Source organism: Acidovorax sp. FG48 (assembly GCF_057809085.1).
In genome coordinates, this window is sequence record NZ_JBMDJH010000001.1 from 592,833 (window position 1) to 609,635 (window position 16,803).

Here is a 16,803-nt window from a genome sequence, read left to right on the forward strand (position 1 = left end):
TGCGCAACACGGGTGGTGATGACTTGAGGGTTTATCGAACATGAGTTTTTCGGGTTTCATCGTCCAGCTCATCAACGGGTTGGCGAGCGCGTCGTCGCTGTTCCTCGTGGCGGCGGGTCTGTCGCTGATCTTTGGCGTGACGCGCATCGTGAACTTTGCCCATGGCTCGTTCTTCATGGTGGGCATCTACGTCGCGTATTCGCTGGTCGAGCGCCTGAGCGGTGCCCTGGGCTTCTGGGTGGCTTTGCCACTCGCCGCGCTGATCGTCGGCGTGCTCGGGGCGCTGATCGAAGTGGTGCTGCTGCGCCGCATCTACAAGGCGCCCGAGCTGTTCCAGCTGCTGGCCACGTTTGCCCTGGTGCTGGTCATCAAGGACGCGGTGCTGTGGCTTTGGGGCCCTGACGAACTGCTGGGCCCGCGCGCGCCGGGCCTGTCGGGGTCCGTGAGCCTGCTGGGGCGGCAGTTCCCCAGCTACGACCTGTTCCTCATCGTGGTCGGTCCGCTGGTGCTGGGCGCCGTCTGGCTGCTGCTCACGCGCACCCGGTTTGGCACGCTGGTGCGCGCCGCCACACAAGACCGCGAGATGGTGAGCGCCCTGGGCGTCAACCAGGCCTGGTTGTTCACGGCCGTGTTTGCGCTGGGCGCGATGCTGGCCGGGCTGGGTGGCGCACTGCAGCTGCCGCGCGAGCCCGCCACGCTGGAGATGGATCTGCACACCATCGGTGCCGCCTTCGTGGTAGTGGTGGTGGGCGGCATGGGTTCCATCCCGGGCGCGTACGCTGCAGCCCTGCTGATCTCCGAGATCAAGGCCATCTGCATCTGGCTGGGTGTGGTCGATGTGTTCGGCCTGAGTGTTTCGTTTTCCAAGCTGACGCTGGTGGTGGATTTTCTGGTGATGGCGGTGGTGCTGGTCTGGCGCCCGTGGGGCCTGTTCGGCCGGCCGCAGGCACCCAGCCGCTACGTGGGCATGCAGGAGGAGCCGCTGCGTCGGCCAGGCAAGGCCTACTTGGTGGCGGCTGCCGTGCTGGGCCTGCTGCTGGCAGCAGCACCGGTGCTCACGGCGCAGTCGCCGTACACCACGGTGCTGCTGATCGACCTGCTGATCGCAGCGCTGTTTGCGGCCAGCCTTCACTTCATCATGGGGCCAGCGGGCATGCACTCCTTCGGCCATGCCGCCTACTTCGGGCTGGGCGCCTATGGCGCGGCCCTGTTGGTGCGCTCGCTCGGGCTGCCCATGGAGCTCGCACTGGTGGTGGCTCCGCTGGTGGCCGCCGCCGGGGCGTTTGTCTACGGCTGGTTTGCAGTGCGGTTGTCGGGTGTGTACCTGGCCATGCTGACCTTGGCCTTTGCCCAGATCACCTGGGCCATCACCTACCAGTGGGACAGTTTCACGGGGGGCAGCAACGGCCTCACAGGCGTGTGGCCTGCGGCCTGGCTGGCAGACAAGCGCATGTACTACTGGCTCACGCTGGTACTGGTGGGGGCAGGGGTGTGGTGGCTGCGCCGCGTGTTGTTCTCGCCGTTTGGCTATGCGCTGCGCGCGGGGCGCGACTCTGTGCTGCGGGCCGATGCCATTGGCATCGACGTCAAGCGCATGCAGTGGGCAGCGTTTGTGGTGGCGGGGACGGCGGCAGGGCTGGCAGGGGCGCTGTATGCGTTCTCCAAGGGCAGCATTTCGCCAGAGTCGCTGTCCGTGGGCAAATCGGTGGATGGGTTGGTGATGGTGCTGCTGGGCGGCATCCAGACGCTGGCAGGCCCGGTGGTGGGCGCGGTCACCTTCACCTGGCTGCACGACACCGTGGCACGCAACACCGACTACTGGCGCGCCATGCTGGGCGCCATCATCCTCATCCTGGTGCTGCTGTTTCCGCAGGGCATCGCTGGCACCATCAAACAGATTTTTGACAACATGCGCGACGCCAAGAACACCAAGGAGGGCGCAGCATGAGCCTCCTCAAAGTCACCGGTCTGGGCAAATCGTTTGGCGGCGTCAAGGCGGTGGATGGCATCCACTTCGAACTGGCGGCTGGCGAGCTGCTGGCGCTGATTGGCCCCAACGGCGCGGGCAAGTCCACCACCTTCAACATGGTCAACGGCCAGCTGCCTGCCGATGCAGGCTCCATCCAGCTCAACGGCCAGGAGCTGGTGGGCCGCAAGCCCCGCGACATCTGGCGCATGGGGGTGGGCCGCACCTTTCAGATCGCCGAAACCTTTGCGTCGCTGACGGTGGTGGAGAACGTGCAGATGGCACTGATCTCCAACGACGGTCTGCTGTTCTCGATGTGGCGCAGGGCTGCCGACCACAAACGTTACGAAGCCCTGGCGCTGCTGGACCAGGTGGGCATGAAGTCGCAGGCCGACCGGCCCTGCAGCGTGTTGGCGTATGGCGATGTGAAGCGTGTGGAGCTGGCGATTGCCATGGCCAACTCGCCCAAGCTGCTGCTCATGGACGAGCCCACCGCCGGCATGGCGCCCAAGGAGCGCAACGAGCTGATGGCGCTGACCAAGCAACTGGTGATCGACCGCAATATGGCCGTGCTGTTTACCGAGCACAGCATGGACGTGGTGTTTGCCTATGCCGACCGCATGATCGTGCTGGCGCGCGGACGTTTGATTGCCGAGGGCAAGCCGCTGGAGCTGCGCGACCACCCCAAGGTGCAGGAGGTGTACTTCGGCACTGGTAAGACCTTCGAGAAGAAAGCGGCAGCCGCTGCTGTAGAGGCCGCATGACCATGACGACCCACAACCCCAAAGAACTGCTGCTCCAGGCCAAGGGCCTGCAGGCCTGGTACGGCGCCGCGCAAATCCTGTACGACGTGGACCTGGATGTGCGCCGTGGCGAAGTGGTGGCCCTGATGGGCCGTAACGGCGCAGGCAAGTCCACCACGCTCAAGACACTGATGGGCATGCTGGCCAAGCGCAAGGGCAGCATTCAGTTCATGGGCAAAGATCTGTCCAAAACCGACCCGCACGACGCCGCGCGCCTGGGCCTGGGCTTTGTGCCCGAAGACCGCCGCGTGTTCACCGACCTCACGGTGATGGAGAACCTGGAAGTGGGCCGCCAGCCCGCCCGCACCTGGCCCGATGGCACGGCCGCCCCGGTGTGGACGCCCGAGCGCCTGTTCAAGCTCTTCCCCAACCTGGGCGAGATGCCCCAGCGCCCCGGCGGCCGCATGAGCGGTGGCGAACAGCAGATGCTCACCGTGGCTCGCACGCTCATGGGCAACCCCTACCTGGTGCTGCTGGACGAACCCTCCGAAGGCGTGGCCCCGGTGATCGTGGAGCAGATGGCGCACATGATTCTGGAGCTGAAGGAGCAGGGCGTGAGCATCCTGCTGTCAGAGCAGAACATGCACTTTGCCGAGCTGGTGTCCGACCGCGCCTATGTGCTCGAAAAGGGCCAGATCCGCTACCAGGCCAGCATGGAAGATCTGGCCGCCAACGACGAGGTGCGGCGCGCCTACCTCAGCGTCTGAAGCAGAAGTTCCCCGGCTTTGGCCCTACCGGGCCGTAGCCGATGTGTCAGTGCGTTCCCAACCGGAGTGTTCACCATGCAAACTGCGCAACGTCGTCGCTTTCTTCTTCAATCGGCCGCGCTAACCGTGGCCGGGGCCAGCTTCCCTGCTAGCTGGGCGGCAGGCAAGATCAAACCCGGTGAGCGAGCGGCGCTCATCGTGGTCGATGTGCAGAACTGCTTCGTCCCCGGCGGCACGCTGCCCGTGGCCAAGGGGGATGAGGTGGTGCCCGTCATCAACCGCATTGCCACAGCGTTTGAAAACGTGGTGGTCACCCAGGACTGGCATACCCAGGGTCACGCCTCGTTCGCCAGCGCCCATGCAGGCAAGAAGCCGTTTGAAACCACCCAACTCAGTTACGGCCAGCAGGTGCTGTGGCCTGATCATTGCGTGCAGGGCACCGACGACGCCGCCCTGCACAAGGACCTCAAGGTGCCCAAGGCCCAGGTGATCCTGCGCAAGGGCTTTCACCAGCATGTGGACAGCTACTCGGCCTTTGAAGAGGCCGACCGCAAGACCTCCACCGGCCTGGCCGGTTACCTCAAGCAGCGTGGCATCAAGACCGTGTTTGTCACGGGCCTGGCCACCGACTTCTGCGTGGCCTGGACGGCGCTCGACGCCAAACGCCTGGGCTTCGAAACCTATGTGGTCGAGGACGCCACCCGCGCCATCGACCTCAACGGATCGCTCGATGCGGCCTGGAAAAACATGAAGGCCAAGGGCGTCAAACGCATCCAGTCCAGCGATATCGATGTCGCCTGATGGCGCACCGCCCCGGTGCTTCGGCGCCGGGGTTTGACGGATTCACAACACCCCGCAGAAATGGTTGCGCAGCCGCTCCGCTTGCAGGGAAACTTGCGCACTTGATGTAAGGAGCGTTTCATGAAATGTCGTGGGATGGAGGAGGGGGGCATCGACCGCCGTGCGGTGCTGACAACCTTGGCCGCCGCTGCTCTGGGGGCCGCAGGCCCGGCAGCCGCCGAGACCGGGGTGACAGACACCCGCATCAAGGTAGGCCAGTCGGCCGTGTTCACCGGCCCGGCCAAAGACTTCGGGGTGGACTACAAGGCTGGCATTGCGCTGGCGTTCGACAAGGTCAACAAGACCGGCGGCGTGAACGGGCGCACGCTGGAGCTGGTGTCGCACGACGATGCCTACGAACCCAAGAAGACGGCCGAAAACACGGCCAAGCTCATTGACGAAGACAAGGTCTTTGCCCTGATCGGCTACGTGGCCACCGGCAACCTCATCGCCGCCATGCCCCTGGCCGAAAAGGCCGGCGTGCCCATGTTCGCGCCGCTGGTGGGCACCACGTCGTTCCGCACCACGCACAACCGCTACCTGTTCCACGTGCGCGCCAGCTACGAAACCGAGCTGCGCAAGATCGTGGGGCATCTGGCCACGCTGGGCATCAACAACATCGCCGTCATCTACCAGAACAGCGCGTTCGGCAAATCCAACCTCGACACCTGCCTGCAGATCGCGCAGGGCCTGAAGGTCAAGGTGGTCGATTCCGTGCCCATGGAGATCGCCGCCACCGACGCCAAGCCCCAGGTGGCGCAGCTCACCAAGGCCCAGCCTGGTGCGGTGGTGATGATCATGGCGGGCAAGATGGTGGAGGTGTTCTTGCACGACTACCGGGCGGCGGGTGCTGCGTCGCCGCTGTACACCATCTCGGTGGGCATCACCGACGCACCGGGTTCTGCCCAGCGTCTGAACGGCGGCCTCGAAGGCCTGGTCACGGCCAGCATCGTGCCCTCGCCGCAGGCCAGCCGTCTGGCCATCGTCGCCGACTACCGCAAGGACCGCGCGGACGCGGGCGAGAAGATCGACAGCTACACCATGCTGGAGGGCTACATCGCCGCGCGCGTGTTTGTGGAAGGTGTCAAACGCGCAGGCAAAGCGCTCACGCGCGAAGGTTTCATCAAGGCCATGGAAGACATGGGCACCACCAAAATCGGCGACTTTCCGCTGGTGTATGGCCCGGGCAACCACAATGGCTCCAACTTTGTGGACCTGGAGATGTACACGCGCAGCGGGTCGCTGCGACGCTGAGAACAACCCACCGAGACATGCACGCGCACGCTTCACCCTCCCCGGTCGTTGTCAATGGCCAGCCGTTTGCCCTGCCGCAGAGCACCTTGGCCAGCGCCACGCTGCTGCACGTGCTGCGCAACGACCTGGCCCTCAACGGCCCCAAATACGGCTGCGGCCTGGGGCAGTGCGGCGCCTGCACGGTGCTGGTCGATGGCATTGCCGCGCGGGCCTGCGTGATCCCGGCGCAGGGCGTGGCAGGCCGTGAGGTGACGACGCTGGAGGGGCTGCCCGGGCGTTGCAGCGTTACCGAGGGACTTCACCCGGTGCAGCAAGCCTTTGTGGATGAACAAGCCGCGCAATGCGGCTATTGCCTCAACGGCATGGTGATGATGGCCGTGGCTTTGCTGGAGCGCAACCCTGACCCCGACGAAGCAGCCGTGCGCCGCGAGCTGTCGGGCAACCTGTGCCGCTGCGGCACGCATGTCGAAATCATCCGCGCTGTGCTGCGCGCGGCCCAGCTGATGCGCGAGGCCCAGGCATGAACACGCCTCCATCCCTGCGCGCCCATAGCCCGCTCACCCGCGCCGACTTCCATGCCGCCCAGGGCGTGCTGCTGGTGGTGCGCAACCCACCGCCCGCGCCACCGCCCGTCAAGGGCCAGCCCGCGCTGGTGGCAGGCAACCCGGCCGAGGGCGTGGAGATACTGATCGCCGTGTGGGACGACGGCAGCGTGACCGCGCTCAACGGCCATGTGGACCTGGGCACCGGCATCCGCACCGCGCTCGCACAGATCGTGGCCGAAGAACTCGATGTGCCGCTGGCGCAGGTGAACATGGTGCTGGGCGACACCACCCGCGCGCCCAACCAGGGTGCCACCATCGCGAGTGCATCCATCCAGATCCACGCCAAGCCCCTGCGCACCGCCGCCGCGCAGGCGCGCCACTGGCTGGTGGCGCAGGCCGCAGAGCGGCTGAGCGTGCCGGTGGATCAATTGCAGGTGCGTGCCGGTGTGGTGCAGGTCACGGCAGACCCGTCGCGCCAGGTGGCCTACGGCACGCTGCTGGCAGGCGCACACACCACGCTGGAGTTGATGGACGCCACACCCACCAAGGCCGCCGCCGATTACACCGTGGTCGGCCAGTCCGTGCCACGCGTGGACATCCCCGCCAAGGTCAGTGGCGAGCTGGTGTTTGTGCACGACATGCGTGTGCCCGGCATGCTGCACGGCCGCGTGGTGCGCCCGCCGTATGCGGGGGCCGACCATGGCGACTTCATCGGCAACACGCTCGAATCGGTGGACCAGCAGTCCATCGCACACGTCCCCGGCATCCGCGCCGTGGTGGTGATCCGCGACTTTGTGGGAATCGTCGCCGAGCGCGAGGAACAGGCCGAGCAAGCGCTGCGCGACCTGAAGGTGCGCTGGAAGGACTGGCCCGGCTTTCCGCGCCAGGACAGCCCCGAGGCCATTACCCAGGCCATCCGCGCCAACCCCGCCACGCAGCGCCGCCTGGTGGACGAGGGCGATGTGGAGGGCGCCCTGGCCGCGCTGTCTGCCGACGGCCAGCCCATGCCGCGCACCTACGTGTGGCCGTACCAGATGCACGGCTCCATCGGCCCATCGTGCGCGGTGGCCGAATGGCGCAGTGATGACAGCACGGGCCGCCCGCGCATGACCGTGTGGGCTGGCACGCAAAACCCCCATGTGCTGCGCGCCGACCTGGCCCGCCTGATGGGGTTGCCCGATGTGGACATCGACCTCATCCGCATGGAGGCCGCAGGCTGCTACGGCCGCAACGGGGCCGACGATGTGGCGGCCGATGCCGCGTTGCTCTCGCGCGCCGTGGGCGCCCCTGTGCGCGTGCAGCTCACGCGCGAGCAGGAGCATTTGTGGGAACCCAAGGGCACGGCGCAGCTCATGCAGGTGCGCGGCGGGCTCAAGGCCGATGGCACCGTGGCGGCGTACGACTTCGAAACGTCCTACCCCTCCAACGGCGCGCCCACGCTGGCCCTGCTGCTCACCCGCACCATCGAGCCCGTGGCCCAGGCCTACGAGATGGGTGACCGCACCGCGCGCCCGCCCTACCAGTACGACAACCTGCGCGTGGCCGTCAACGACATGCCGCCCATCGTGCGCGCGTCGTGGCTGCGCGGCGTGTCGGCGCTGCCCAATTCGTTTGCGCACGAATCGTATGTGGACGAACTGGCCACGGCGGCGGGTGTGGACCCGGTGCAGTTTCGCTTGCAGTTGCTGAACGACCCGCGCGCCGCCGAGCTGGTGCAGGCCACGGCCGAAAAGGCGGGCTGGATTCGCCGCACCGGCCCGCAGCAGCGCCCCTTGGAGGGTGACAACAAAGGTGAGTGGGTCCAAGGCCAGGGCTTTGCCTATGCCCGCTACATCCACAGCAAATGGCCCGGCTTTGGCGCCGCCTGGGCGGCCTGGGTGGCCGATGTAGAGGTCAACAAGAAGACCGGCGAGGTGCATGTGCGCCGCGTGGTCGTGGGGCACGACGCGGGCCTGATGGTGAACCCCGCCGGCGTGGAGCAGCAGGTGCACGGCAACGTGCTGCAGACCACGAGCCGCGCGCTCAAGGAGCAGGTGACGTTCGAGCCCGTCAAGCAGGCGGTGGACAACCGCGAATGGGGCAGCTACCCCATCCTGAGCTTCCGCGAAGTGCCGGTCATCGAGGTCATGCACATGCCCCGGCAGGATGAGGCGCCGCTGGGCTCGGGCGAGTCGTCTTCTGTGCCGGGCACAGCGGCGATTGCCAATGCGATCTTTGATGCGACGGGTGTGCGCTTTCGCGCGCCGCCGTTCACGCCCGAGGTGGTGCGCGCCGGGCTCAACCCCTTGCCCGGTGGCGCAGGCGAGGCGGTTGCAGGCAGCACCGCACCCACTGAGCAGGCCGAGGTATTGCCCACGCTGGAGCTGCCCGCACCCACCGTGCCAGCCAGCGCCACATGGCCCACCCAGCGCAGCCCCTGGGCGCGCGCCCTGGCCCTGGCCGCTGGTGGCATCGCCATGGGCGCCGCGCTGCTGGGCTGGCGCCCCTCCATCGCGCCCGTGGTGCAGACGGCGGGTGCCTCGGTCTACAACGCCGCCACCATCGAGCGGGGCCGCCTGCTGGCCGCTGCGGGCGACTGCGTGGTGTGCCACACCGCACCGGGCGGCACGCCCAACACGGGCGGCCGCGCCATGGAAACGCCATTCGGCAAGGTCTACACCACCAACCTCACGCCCGACGCCGAGACCGGCATCGGCCAGTGGTCCTTCAGCGCCTTCCAGCGCGCCATGCGCGAAGGCATCTCGCGCGACGGCCAGCACCTGTACCCCGCCTTCCCCTACACCTCGTTCGCCAAGATGAGCGACGACGACCTGACCGCGCTGTACGCCTACCTCATGGCGCAGCCCGCCGTGCGGGCCGAGGTGCCGAAGACCAAGTTGACCTTCCCGTTCAGCGTGCGCCCGCTCATGGCGGGCTGGAACGCGCTGTTCCACGACGCGACCCCGTTCAAGCCAGACCCGACCCGCCCGCCCGAATGGAACCGGGGCGCTTACCTGGTGCAGGGCGTGGGCCACTGCGGCGCCTGCCACACGCCGCGCAACGCGCTGGGCGCCGAGTTGGGTGGCGCTGCGTTCCTCTCGGGCGCCATGATTGATGGCTGGGAGGCGCCTGCGCTTACCGGCCTGTCGAAAGCGCCCGTGCCCTGGACGGCCGATGCGCTGTATGGCTACCTGCGCCACGGCCACAGTCCGCAGCACGGCAGCGCCTCCGGCCCCATGGCGCCCGTGGTGCGCGAGCTGGCCCACTTGCCCGACGACGACATCCGCGCCATGGCAAGCTACCTGGCCTCGTTCACCGCGACAGACGCTGCTACCCAGCCAGCCACACAGCCTGTGTCTGACCCGCAGCAGCGCGCACAAGCCGCCGTGGCCCAGGCCGCCGCGCTGGCCCCGCAGCCCGGCCAGGCCCAGCGCCTGTTCGACGGTGCCTGCGCCGCCTGCCACCACGATGGCGACGGCCCGAAGCTGCTGGGCGTGAACGTGCCCCTGGCGCTCAACAGCAATCTGCACAGCGACCGGCCCGACAACCTGCTGCAGGTCATCGTGCACGGCATCCGCGAGCCCGCCGCGCGCGACATCGGCTTCATGCCCGGCTTTGGCCACGCGCTCAGCGACGCGCAGATCACCGAGCTGGCGGGCTACATGCGCCAGCGCTACGCCCCCGGCCGCCCGGCGTGGCGCGATGTGCCCGAGGCACTGGCCCGCGTGCGGGCGGGGCCTGCGCATCCTTAGAGCAGCTCTTAGACGGTTCTGACGACCCTCCAGGCCATGCCTGGGGGAGCGTCAGCACGTTTTGGAGCCTTTTGGTGCTGATGCGCTAGTGGAATATGCGCAAGCAGCTATCAAAAATGGAGCAGATGGATCATCCGTAGGGCCCGTGTTCAGCCCGACAATCGGGCTGCACCACCGCCCAGACACCATGACACCTGCCGCTCCCTCGCCATTGCACAGCGCGCTGCGCACCCCCCACCGGCGCGTGCGGCGCATGGGCGGGGCCGCAACGCTGGCCCTGTGTTGCCTGGCCCTCACGGCCTGCGGGCCGGAGGTGCAGGGGTCGCCCAAGCCGCCTGCGGCGTTTGGCCCCGTGCAGAGCAGCTGGTTTGGCTGCCCGTCCCTGCAAGGCGTGTACGCCTGGCCGCCGGTGCAGCCTGCGGGTGTGCGGGGCAGCCTGCCGTTTTTTACCGGCTCGGCCGAGATGCAGGTCTGGGTGCAGCAGCAGCGCGGCGAAACCACGCTGCGCACGCGTACCATCAACCGCGCGCGCAACGTGCGCACCTCGCTCACCCGGCAGTGGAGCCTGGTCACCTACAGCGGCGCGCAGGCCCGCTGCAGCTCCGGCATGCTCGACCTGGCTCCGCAGCCCGCGCCGTCCGGCAATGAGCCCGGGACCTCTGGCAAGCTGCAGGGGTTCAGGCTGGCGCTGCTCAAAGACGGCGGCCTGGCTGTGGGCAAGCGCACCCTTACCACGGGCAACAAGGGCTCGTACTTTTCGTGGGGCGGGCAGTCCTACGGCAGCTACGACGCGCCCGACGTCGAGACCTGGACCTGGTTCAAGCTGGCCCGCACCGCAGCGGGGGACAGCGAGCCGCCGGTCATCGACGCCTACGTGCCTGGGGCCACCGCGCCCTAAGCGCTTCAGCTTTGCAGCGGCGCGTCAAAAAGCCAGCGAACTTCCCTGTTTATCGCGCTACCGCCTGCGTTGCCACCTCGGCACAGTGGCATCGGGGCTTGGTCCATGGTGGGGCAGGCCCGGGCGCCCGGCTCTTTTTTGTTGTGTCAGGCGCCCATGTCATCGGCCAGCCACGCGGCGGCCGCCCACTGTTGCCGTTCAAGGAGAAGACCATGCCCGCTAGCGAAATTGAAATCCACGCAATCGTGCTGCGACTGCTGCGTGAAGGCTATACCGCACTGACCGCCGCCCAACGCCGGGTGGTGGACTCGCTGATGGCGGTGTGCTGACGCCCGTCTGCGGGCTGTTCAGAGGCGCCACGGTGCTGTTCACGACCCGTTTGAAGCCTTTGGGGCCAGATGCGCTAGTGCCCATTGCCTGAGGCGCTATTAAAAATGTAGTGATTGCAGCTCGGCCTGCATCGCCTGCGCAATCAGGCGCATGTCGTGGTCGCTGACGGCCAACAGCCCAAACCGGAACTTGCTGCCCCAGCGCTGGCGGTCGTCCACAAACTCCAGCGCGTCCAGCAGCGGCGCAATCGCCGCCTCACGTGCAGGCACATAGGCCACGTCCCGCCGCGACGGCACAAACCCGCCACCCATATCAAACGCATACGGCGACCCCGGCAACACGATGCCGATGGAGACAAAGGCCTGCAGCCGGTCCTTGCCGCCCATGGTCACCGTGGGCGCGTAGTACGCCACACGGTCGCCAGGCCGTATGCGCTGCAGCGGCGCCACCTTGCCATGGCACACCTGCATGTAGCCCGCGCCCGGCGTGGCGCAGCCCCGGCGGGCGTGCTGGGCGCAGGCCACGGCGATCCAGTTGCGGCGCGTGGCGGCTGCAGAGGTCGCTGCCGATACAGGTATGTCGTTGCGCGCAGGCTCGGCATCCGGCCAAAGGGGGTGTTGCAGCAGGGCGTCGGTCATGAAAAAGCTCCTGGTCAAAGAAGCCACCGATGGTGCGGGCCTGCTGCTGACACCGCAGTGTCAGTACCTTTGCAGCATCCCTGTGCGCAGCGCAACGCCTCAGACCAGCTGCCCCCACTGCCACAGCGCAAACCCGCCCAGCAGCAGGGCCGACGCCCGGTTGATGCGCAGGCGCCAGGCGGGCGTAAAGCGCTGCCGCTGGTAGGCAATCGCACTGGTCAGCAGCAGCCACCAGGCGGCAGAGCCCACCAGCACACCTGCCACCATCCACAGCGGCGACGGCAGGCTGGGCCGGCCGCCGCCCAGCGAGCCAAACACCGCAATGAACGACACGATGGTGGCCGGGTTGGCCAGCGTCAGCGCAAACGTGCCGGCCGCCAGGCCCAGCAGGCCGCGCGCGTCGCGTGCTGGTGCGGCGTTGTGGGCCACTGGCGCGTGCCAGGTGCGCCACGCCAGCACCAGCAGCAGTGCGCCACCGCCCAGCGCCAGCGGCGTCCTGGCCTGCGTCAGCCCGTCGATGAGCCAGCGCACGCTGAAGGCGCCCACGGCGCCATACACCGCATCGGCCATAGCGGCGCCCAGGCCCGTGGCCAGCCCGGCCGCCAGGCCGCGCTCCAGAGTGCGTTGCATTGTCAGCAAGCCAATGGGGCCCACAGGGGCCGCAATGAGCACGCCGATGACGGCGGCTTGCAGAAACACGGTGATTGAAGTGAAGTCCATGCACCGATGCTAGGGCGGCGTCTGGCGATGGAGAATGCAGAAAATTCGGCGAATCCAGAATTGGGTTTCGCTTTTTTCTGTGCCCATCGAGAAAGGCTTGTATGGAAGTCGATGACAAAGCCTGGCGCCTGATCAGCGCGCTACAGGCCGATGGCCGCGCCTCGCTCAAGGAACTGGCCGAGGCCGTGGGCCTGTCGGTGCCCGCCACGCTGGAGCGCCTGAGGCGTTTGCAGGAAGCGGGCGTGGTGCGTGGCGTGCATGCCGACATCGACCCCACCAAAGTCGGCTACGGCGTACGCGCCGTGGTGGGCATCAACGTGCCGCAGCCCGGCAAGAAGGCACTGATCGACAAGCTGCGCCAGTCGCCCCAGGTGCTTGAGTGCCACCATGTCAGCGGCAACGACTCGTATGTGATGCAGGTCGTGGCGCGCGACCTGCCCGATCTGGAGCGCTTCTTGGGCGACATCAACGGCTATGGCGAAACGCGCACGTCCATCGTGTTCTCCACGCCCATCCCGCTGCGTGGACTGGCCCGGCCGGAGGCGGGCTGACCCACACTTCAGAACGTGATCTTCACCGACGCCGCACTGCGCTGCGCGTCGCCATGGAACACGGCCTCGATGTTGTTGCCGTCCGGGTCCAGCACAAACGCGGCGTAGTAGCCGGGGTGGTAGGCGCGCTCACCCGGTGCGCCGTTGTCCTTGCCGCCATGGGCCAGGGCCGCCTTGTAGAAGGCATCCACCATCGCCCGGTCCTGCGTCTGAAACGCCAGGTGCGTGCGGCCTGTCAGGTGCCCCTGTGCGGCCACGCTGTCGGCGGTGGAGACAAACAGCTCATCCGCCCAGAAGTAGTCCTCGGCCGTGCCGCCCATGGGCACGTTCAGTGCGTCGAACACGGCCGTGTAGAAGCTGCGACTGGCGGCGAGGTCGCGCACCACGAGCTGAATGTGGTCGATCAGCCGGCCTCGGTGCAGTTCCTGTGTTTCCATGGGGTCTCCTTTCGGTGAGAGGGTTCGGTGCCAGGTCTCAATCGGGCGCATGCAGCCCGACACGGTTGCCATCCAGGTCATGGATGTGCGCAAAGAACCCCATGCCCGGTGGCAGCGCCTGGCGGGGCAGGGCCACGCGGCCGCCGTGGGCCACCGCGCGCTCCAGCGCAGCATCGAGCGAGGGCGATGCGTCCAGGTACACCAGTGTGCCGCTGCCCGACACCTGGGGCGCCGTGGGGCCCATCATCAGCGCACCGCCTGCGCCATCGGCCTCGGGGTCGTAGGCAAACACGGCGCCTTCGCTAGGCCCCATGTTCTCGCGGCGCATGGGCTGGCCCAGCACGGCCTCGTAAAAGGCCTGGGCGCGGTCCAGCTGGGTGGTGGGGATTTCAAACCAGGCGATGGCGTTTTTCATGAAAGGCTCCTTGTCGTTCAATGGGTGATGGAAAGAAAGAAGCCCCGATGGTGAGCGGGGGCTGCTGACAGCGGAGTGTCAGCAGCCTGTCACCCCGCATCACATTGCCGGAGCGGGCGCCGACGCCGCCACCTGCGCCCGAAACGCACGCGGTGACAGCCCCGCATCGCGCGTGAAGGCGCGCGTGAAGTACGCCGGGTCGGCATAGCCCAGCGTGTAGGCAATGGTGGCCACGCCCAGGTGCGTGTAGGCCAGGTTGCGCCGCGCCTCGCGCATCAGCCGCGCCTCAATCAGCCGCTGGGCCGATACGCCCGTGGCAGCACGCGCCACGCGGCTCAGGTGCGTGGGCGACACCGCCAGCGCCCGCGCGTAGTCGGCCACCTGCCAGTGCTCCAGAAAATGCGCCTCGATCAGCGCCTCCAGCCGCTGCACCAGGCTGGACTCTGGCGCGTGGGTGTCGTCCGGGCTGTGGTCTTCCATCGCGCGCGCCACCCAGCCCAGCAGCGTGGCGCTCAGGCCCCGCAGCACCAGCGCACGCGCCTTGGCCCGGCCCGAGAACTCCTGCCAGACCTGGCCCATGGCCTGGTGCAGCTGTGGCGGCGCAGGCGCCACGGCGGGGCGCGCCAGGTCGCGGCGCACATCGCCCACGCGCACAAAAATCTCGTCCATCAGCTCGTCCGCCAGCGTGGCCACCCAGCCCTGCGTGTGCTGCGTAAAGCGGAATGCGTGCACATGCCCCTGCGGCACGTTGATGAGCGCACCGGCAAACAGCGCAATCCGCTCGCCATCCAGGTGCGCCACACCCCCGCCCGAGGTGATCAGCAGCACCTGATGCAGCCGCGTGTGCCGGTGCGGCGCCAGCTCCCAGTCGTGCAGCGCCGATCGCTCGGCAATCGTCTCGCAGTGCAGCACATCGGGCAGGTGCTGCGACTCGCCGAACAGGCTGTACGAGTGGATGGTTCCGATGTTCGAAAAGTGCATGTTCTGGCTCCATCCGTCCATTCAACGCGGCGACTGTGCCACGTATCTTTGGGTGGTCGTTTTGACCCATGTCATCAACCCAACAGAGCGGCTCACACAACTCAGCGAAGCGGCCCTGGCTAGGCGTCCTGCCGCAGACAGTACAAGTAGTACGGCAAGGCGGGACAACAACGCCAGGGGAGTTTTGTGAGCCGCTCGCCACAAAGGAGACACCATGAAAACCCAGGTTTGCATCATTGGCGGAGGCCCCTCGGGCCTCATGCTCTCGCAGCTCTTGCACCTCAAGGGCATCGACACCATCGTGCTGGAGCGCCAAAGCCGCGAATACGTGCTGGGCCGCATCCGCGCCGGCGTGCTGGAGCATGGCTTTGCCGCACTCATGCGCGAGGCCCAGTGCGGCGAGCGCATGGACAAGGAAGGCGAGATCCACGACGGCTTCATCATTGCCCACGACGGCAAGATGGACCGGGTCGATTTGCACAAGTACAGCGGCGGCAGCTCCGTAGTGGTCTACGGCCAGACCGAGCTGACACGCGACCTGTACGAAGCGCGCGACCGCATGAAGGGCATCGTCATCCACAACGCCGAAGACGTGCAGCCGCACGACCTCAAAAGCGCCAACCCGTATGTGACTTACCGCAGTGGCGACGAGGTGGTGCGCATCGACTGCGACTTCGTCATCGGCGCCGACGGCTTCCACGGCGTGAGCCGCAAGTCCATCCCACGCGACGTGCTCAAGGAATACGAAAAGGTCTACCCCTTCGGCTGGCTGGGCGTGCTCTCGCGCACCAAGCCCGTCTCGCCCGAGCTGATCTACGCCAAGCACGAACGCGGCTTTGCGCTGTGCTCGCTGCGCTCGCAGGTGCTGAGCCGCTACTACATCCAGGTGCCGCTGACCGACACCGTAGAAGACTGGTCCGACGAAGCCTTCTGGGCCGAGCTGAAGCGCCGCCTGCCTGCCGAAGTGGCCGAGCAGCTCATCACCGGCGCATCCATTGAAAAGTCCATCGCCCCGCTGCGCTCCTTTGTGGCCGAGCCCATGCGCTACGGCAACCTGTTCCTGGCGGGCGATGCCGCCCACATCGTGCCGCCCACCGGCGCACGGGGCCTGAACAGCGCCGCATCCGACATCTACTACCTGTACCACGCCATGGTGGCGCACTACAAGAATGGCGACAGCACCGGCCTCGACAAATACTCGGAAAAGGCCCTTGCCCGCGTATGGAAGGCCCAGCGCTTCTCGTGGTGGATGACGACCATGCTGCACACCTTCCCCGAGTCGCTGGCGTATGACCAGAAGCTGCAGGACACGGACCTGGCGTACCTGTTCTCGTCCGAGAAGGCGCTGGGGTCGCTGGCGGAGAATTATGTGGGGTTGCCGTTCTGAGCGCCCGGCAGTAGCACTGCTACCCAATCAAAGGTCTGCATGGGGTTCTCTCATGCAGGCCTTTTTTGTATGTGCCCGGTCAGCGTTGTGTGCAAGCGGTGCTCCGTCTGCTCACGCGGCGCGCCCTACGGCCTGCGCACTGCGGCCCCCTTGCGGGACCCAATGACAAAGCCGCTTTCCATGCAACCGCCCTGCACGGCAATCGCCATCTGCTACGCAAAATTTAGGCGGAACTGATGCTTACGCCCGCATACCAGGCCCGATAGCATCACACCAAGTTTTCAGATCATGTGCCCCGTGCTGTCGATGTGTGATTCGACGATGGCTTGAACACGATGAAGCTGCCGACGCAGCGTTTTGAGGCAGTGCACTTGACGTTAGTGGGTGCCCATCAACAACCAGGAAAGCCATCAACAATGGATTGGGTCCCCATAGTCTTTATCACCTTCAAGGTGCTCGTGTTTGGCACCTGCATGTTCTACGCCATCAAGTGGCACCACGACCAAGGGAAGAAGGCGAAAGAAGAAACCAGCAGATTGCAGACACCGGCTGAACGCACGCCGGGCACGGCGGAGTAGGCAGCTAACGCCCTGCGATGGT

At 66.8% G+C, this 16,803-nt stretch carries 16 protein-coding genes; 11 read left to right on the top strand and 5 right to left on the bottom strand.

Annotated features, from left to right (window positions below; all coding sequences use genetic code 11):
- Nucleotides 1-40 precede the first annotated feature (40 nt).
- The 8 genes from ACODSU_RS02740 to ACODSU_RS02775 all read left to right on the top strand — a co-directional run bounded on the left by ACODSU_RS02740 (nt 41) and on the right by ACODSU_RS02775 (nt 10,744).
- Nucleotides 41-1,948 (top strand): ABC transporter permease, encoded by a 1,908-nt coding sequence (locus tag ACODSU_RS02740; RefSeq protein WP_309827480.1) that lies wholly within the window; start codon nt 41-43, stop codon nt 1,946-1,948.
- Nucleotides 1,945-2,730, top strand: coding sequence for an ABC transporter ATP-binding protein (locus ACODSU_RS02745; RefSeq protein WP_488839882.1), 786 nt, complete (start codon nt 1,945-1,947; stop codon nt 2,728-2,730). Before ACODSU_RS02740 ends, ACODSU_RS02745 begins: the two co-directional genes overlap by 4 nt.
- 2 nt (nt 2,731-2,732) lie before the next feature.
- The gene (locus tag ACODSU_RS02750; RefSeq protein ID WP_488839967.1) at nt 2,733-3,476 is read left to right on the top strand and encodes an ABC transporter ATP-binding protein; all 744 of its coding nucleotides are present in this window, start codon (nt 2,733-2,735) and stop codon (nt 3,474-3,476) included.
- 75 nt (nt 3,477-3,551) lie between these two features.
- Complete coding sequence (pncA, locus tag ACODSU_RS02755; RefSeq protein WP_488839884.1) at nt 3,552-4,277, top strand: bifunctional nicotinamidase/pyrazinamidase; 726 nt, start codon at nt 3,552-3,554, stop codon at nt 4,275-4,277.
- Nucleotides 4,278-4,397: 120 nt separating this feature from the next.
- The gene (locus tag ACODSU_RS02760; RefSeq protein ID WP_488839886.1) at nt 4,398-5,570 is read left to right on the top strand and encodes an ABC transporter substrate-binding protein; all 1,173 of its coding nucleotides are present in this window, start codon (nt 4,398-4,400) and stop codon (nt 5,568-5,570) included.
- A 17-nt stretch (nt 5,571-5,587) separates the two neighbouring features.
- Nucleotides 5,588-6,094 carry a (2Fe-2S)-binding protein gene (locus ACODSU_RS02765; RefSeq protein WP_488839888.1) on the top strand — a complete coding sequence of 169 codons (507 nt, stop codon included), beginning with the start codon at nt 5,588-5,590 and terminating at the stop codon, nt 6,092-6,094.
- Complete coding sequence (locus ACODSU_RS02770; RefSeq protein WP_488839890.1) at nt 6,091-9,846, top strand: molybdopterin cofactor-binding domain-containing protein; 3,756 nt, start codon at nt 6,091-6,093, stop codon at nt 9,844-9,846. Before ACODSU_RS02765 ends, ACODSU_RS02770 begins: the two co-directional genes overlap by 4 nt.
- Before the next feature lie 187 nt (nt 9,847-10,033).
- Complete coding sequence (locus ACODSU_RS02775) at nt 10,034-10,744, top strand: hypothetical protein (protein WP_488839892.1); 711 nt, start codon at nt 10,034-10,036, stop codon at nt 10,742-10,744.
- Nucleotides 10,745-11,172: 428 nt separating this feature from the next.
- Here ACODSU_RS02775 and ACODSU_RS02780 read toward each other — a convergent pair whose 3' ends face one another.
- Both ACODSU_RS02780 and ACODSU_RS02785 read right to left on the bottom strand, forming a co-directional pair.
- Entirely contained in the window at nt 11,173-11,712 is a 540-nt protein-coding gene (locus ACODSU_RS02780; protein WP_203422262.1) for an EVE domain-containing protein, read from the bottom strand.
- Between the two features lie 99 nt (nt 11,713-11,811).
- Nucleotides 11,812-12,432 carry a LysE family translocator gene (locus tag ACODSU_RS02785; RefSeq protein ID WP_015012064.1) on the bottom strand — a complete coding sequence of 207 codons (621 nt, stop codon included), beginning with the start codon at nt 12,430-12,432 and terminating at the stop codon, nt 11,812-11,814.
- A gap of 101 nt (nt 12,433-12,533) precedes the next feature.
- Here ACODSU_RS02785 and ACODSU_RS02790 point away from each other — a divergent pair, with 101 nt between their 5' ends.
- Nucleotides 12,534-12,983, top strand: a complete 450-nt coding sequence (locus ACODSU_RS02790) for an Lrp/AsnC family transcriptional regulator (RefSeq protein WP_060987274.1) — start codon at nt 12,534-12,536, stop codon at nt 12,981-12,983.
- Nucleotides 12,984-12,991: 8 nt separating this feature from the next.
- On the opposite strand, the gene ACODSU_RS02795 is transcribed toward ACODSU_RS02790, so the two are convergent.
- The 3 genes from ACODSU_RS02795 to ACODSU_RS02805 all read right to left on the bottom strand — a co-directional run bounded on the left by ACODSU_RS02795 (nt 12,992) and on the right by ACODSU_RS02805 (nt 14,816).
- Nucleotides 12,992-13,420 (bottom strand): VOC family protein, encoded by a 429-nt coding sequence (locus ACODSU_RS02795; RefSeq protein ID WP_309827466.1) that lies wholly within the window; start codon nt 13,418-13,420, stop codon nt 12,992-12,994.
- A 37-nt stretch (nt 13,421-13,457) separates the two neighbouring features.
- On the bottom strand, nt 13,458-13,835 hold the full coding sequence (locus tag ACODSU_RS02800) for a VOC family protein (RefSeq protein ID WP_060985658.1): 378 nt from the start codon (nt 13,833-13,835) through the stop codon (nt 13,458-13,460).
- A gap of 99 nt (nt 13,836-13,934) precedes the next feature.
- Entirely contained in the window at nt 13,935-14,816 is an 882-nt protein-coding gene (locus ACODSU_RS02805; protein ID WP_146870259.1) for a helix-turn-helix domain-containing protein, read from the bottom strand.
- A gap of 214 nt (nt 14,817-15,030) precedes the next feature.
- Between ACODSU_RS02805 and pobA the strand changes: the two genes are divergently transcribed.
- Nucleotides 15,031-16,203 carry a 4-hydroxybenzoate 3-monooxygenase gene (gene pobA / locus ACODSU_RS02810; RefSeq protein ID WP_488839896.1) on the top strand — a complete coding sequence of 391 codons (1,173 nt, stop codon included), beginning with the start codon at nt 15,031-15,033 and terminating at the stop codon, nt 16,201-16,203.
- Between the two features lie 335 nt (nt 16,204-16,538).
- The gene (locus tag ACODSU_RS02815) at nt 16,539-16,781 is read left to right on the top strand and encodes a hypothetical protein (RefSeq protein WP_476016626.1); all 243 of its coding nucleotides are present in this window, start codon (nt 16,539-16,541) and stop codon (nt 16,779-16,781) included.
- Nucleotides 16,782-16,803 lie beyond the last annotated feature (22 nt).

Excerpts from the sequence above, each read along its gene's own strand:
- ACODSU_RS02740 (WP_309827480.1), top strand. The coding sequence starts at position 41 with ATGAGTTTTTCGGGTTTCATCGTCCAGCTCATCAACGGGTTGGCGAGC.
- ACODSU_RS02745 (WP_488839882.1), top strand. The coding sequence starts at position 1,945 with ATGAGCCTCCTCAAAGTCACCGGTCTGGGCAAATCGTTTGGCGGCGTC.
- ACODSU_RS02750 (WP_488839967.1), top strand. The coding sequence starts at position 2,733 with ATGACGACCCACAACCCCAAAGAACTGCTGCTCCAGGCCAAGGGCCTG.
- pncA (WP_488839884.1), top strand. The coding sequence starts at position 3,552 with ATGCAAACTGCGCAACGTCGTCGCTTTCTTCTTCAATCGGCCGCGCTA.
- ACODSU_RS02760 (WP_488839886.1), top strand. The coding sequence starts at position 4,398 with ATGAAATGTCGTGGGATGGAGGAGGGGGGCATCGACCGCCGTGCGGTG.
- ACODSU_RS02765 (WP_488839888.1), top strand. The coding sequence starts at position 5,588 with ATGCACGCGCACGCTTCACCCTCCCCGGTCGTTGTCAATGGCCAGCCG.
- ACODSU_RS02770 (WP_488839890.1), top strand. The coding sequence starts at position 6,091 with ATGAACACGCCTCCATCCCTGCGCGCCCATAGCCCGCTCACCCGCGCC.
- ACODSU_RS02775 (WP_488839892.1), top strand. The coding sequence starts at position 10,034 with ATGACACCTGCCGCTCCCTCGCCATTGCACAGCGCGCTGCGCACCCCC.
- ACODSU_RS02780 (WP_203422262.1), bottom strand. The coding sequence starts at position 11,712 with ATGACCGACGCCCTGCTGCAACACCCCCTTTGGCCGGATGCCGAGCCT.
- ACODSU_RS02785 (WP_015012064.1), bottom strand. The coding sequence starts at position 12,432 with ATGGACTTCACTTCAATCACCGTGTTTCTGCAAGCCGCCGTCATCGGC.
- ACODSU_RS02790 (WP_060987274.1), top strand. The coding sequence starts at position 12,534 with ATGGAAGTCGATGACAAAGCCTGGCGCCTGATCAGCGCGCTACAGGCC.
- ACODSU_RS02795 (WP_309827466.1), bottom strand. The coding sequence starts at position 13,420 with ATGGAAACACAGGAACTGCACCGAGGCCGGCTGATCGACCACATTCAG.
- ACODSU_RS02800 (WP_060985658.1), bottom strand. The coding sequence starts at position 13,835 with ATGAAAAACGCCATCGCCTGGTTTGAAATCCCCACCACCCAGCTGGAC.
- ACODSU_RS02805 (WP_146870259.1), bottom strand. The coding sequence starts at position 14,816 with ATGCACTTTTCGAACATCGGAACCATCCACTCGTACAGCCTGTTCGGC.
- pobA (WP_488839896.1), top strand. The coding sequence starts at position 15,031 with ATGAAAACCCAGGTTTGCATCATTGGCGGAGGCCCCTCGGGCCTCATG.
- ACODSU_RS02815 (WP_476016626.1), top strand. The coding sequence starts at position 16,539 with ATGAAGCTGCCGACGCAGCGTTTTGAGGCAGTGCACTTGACGTTAGTG.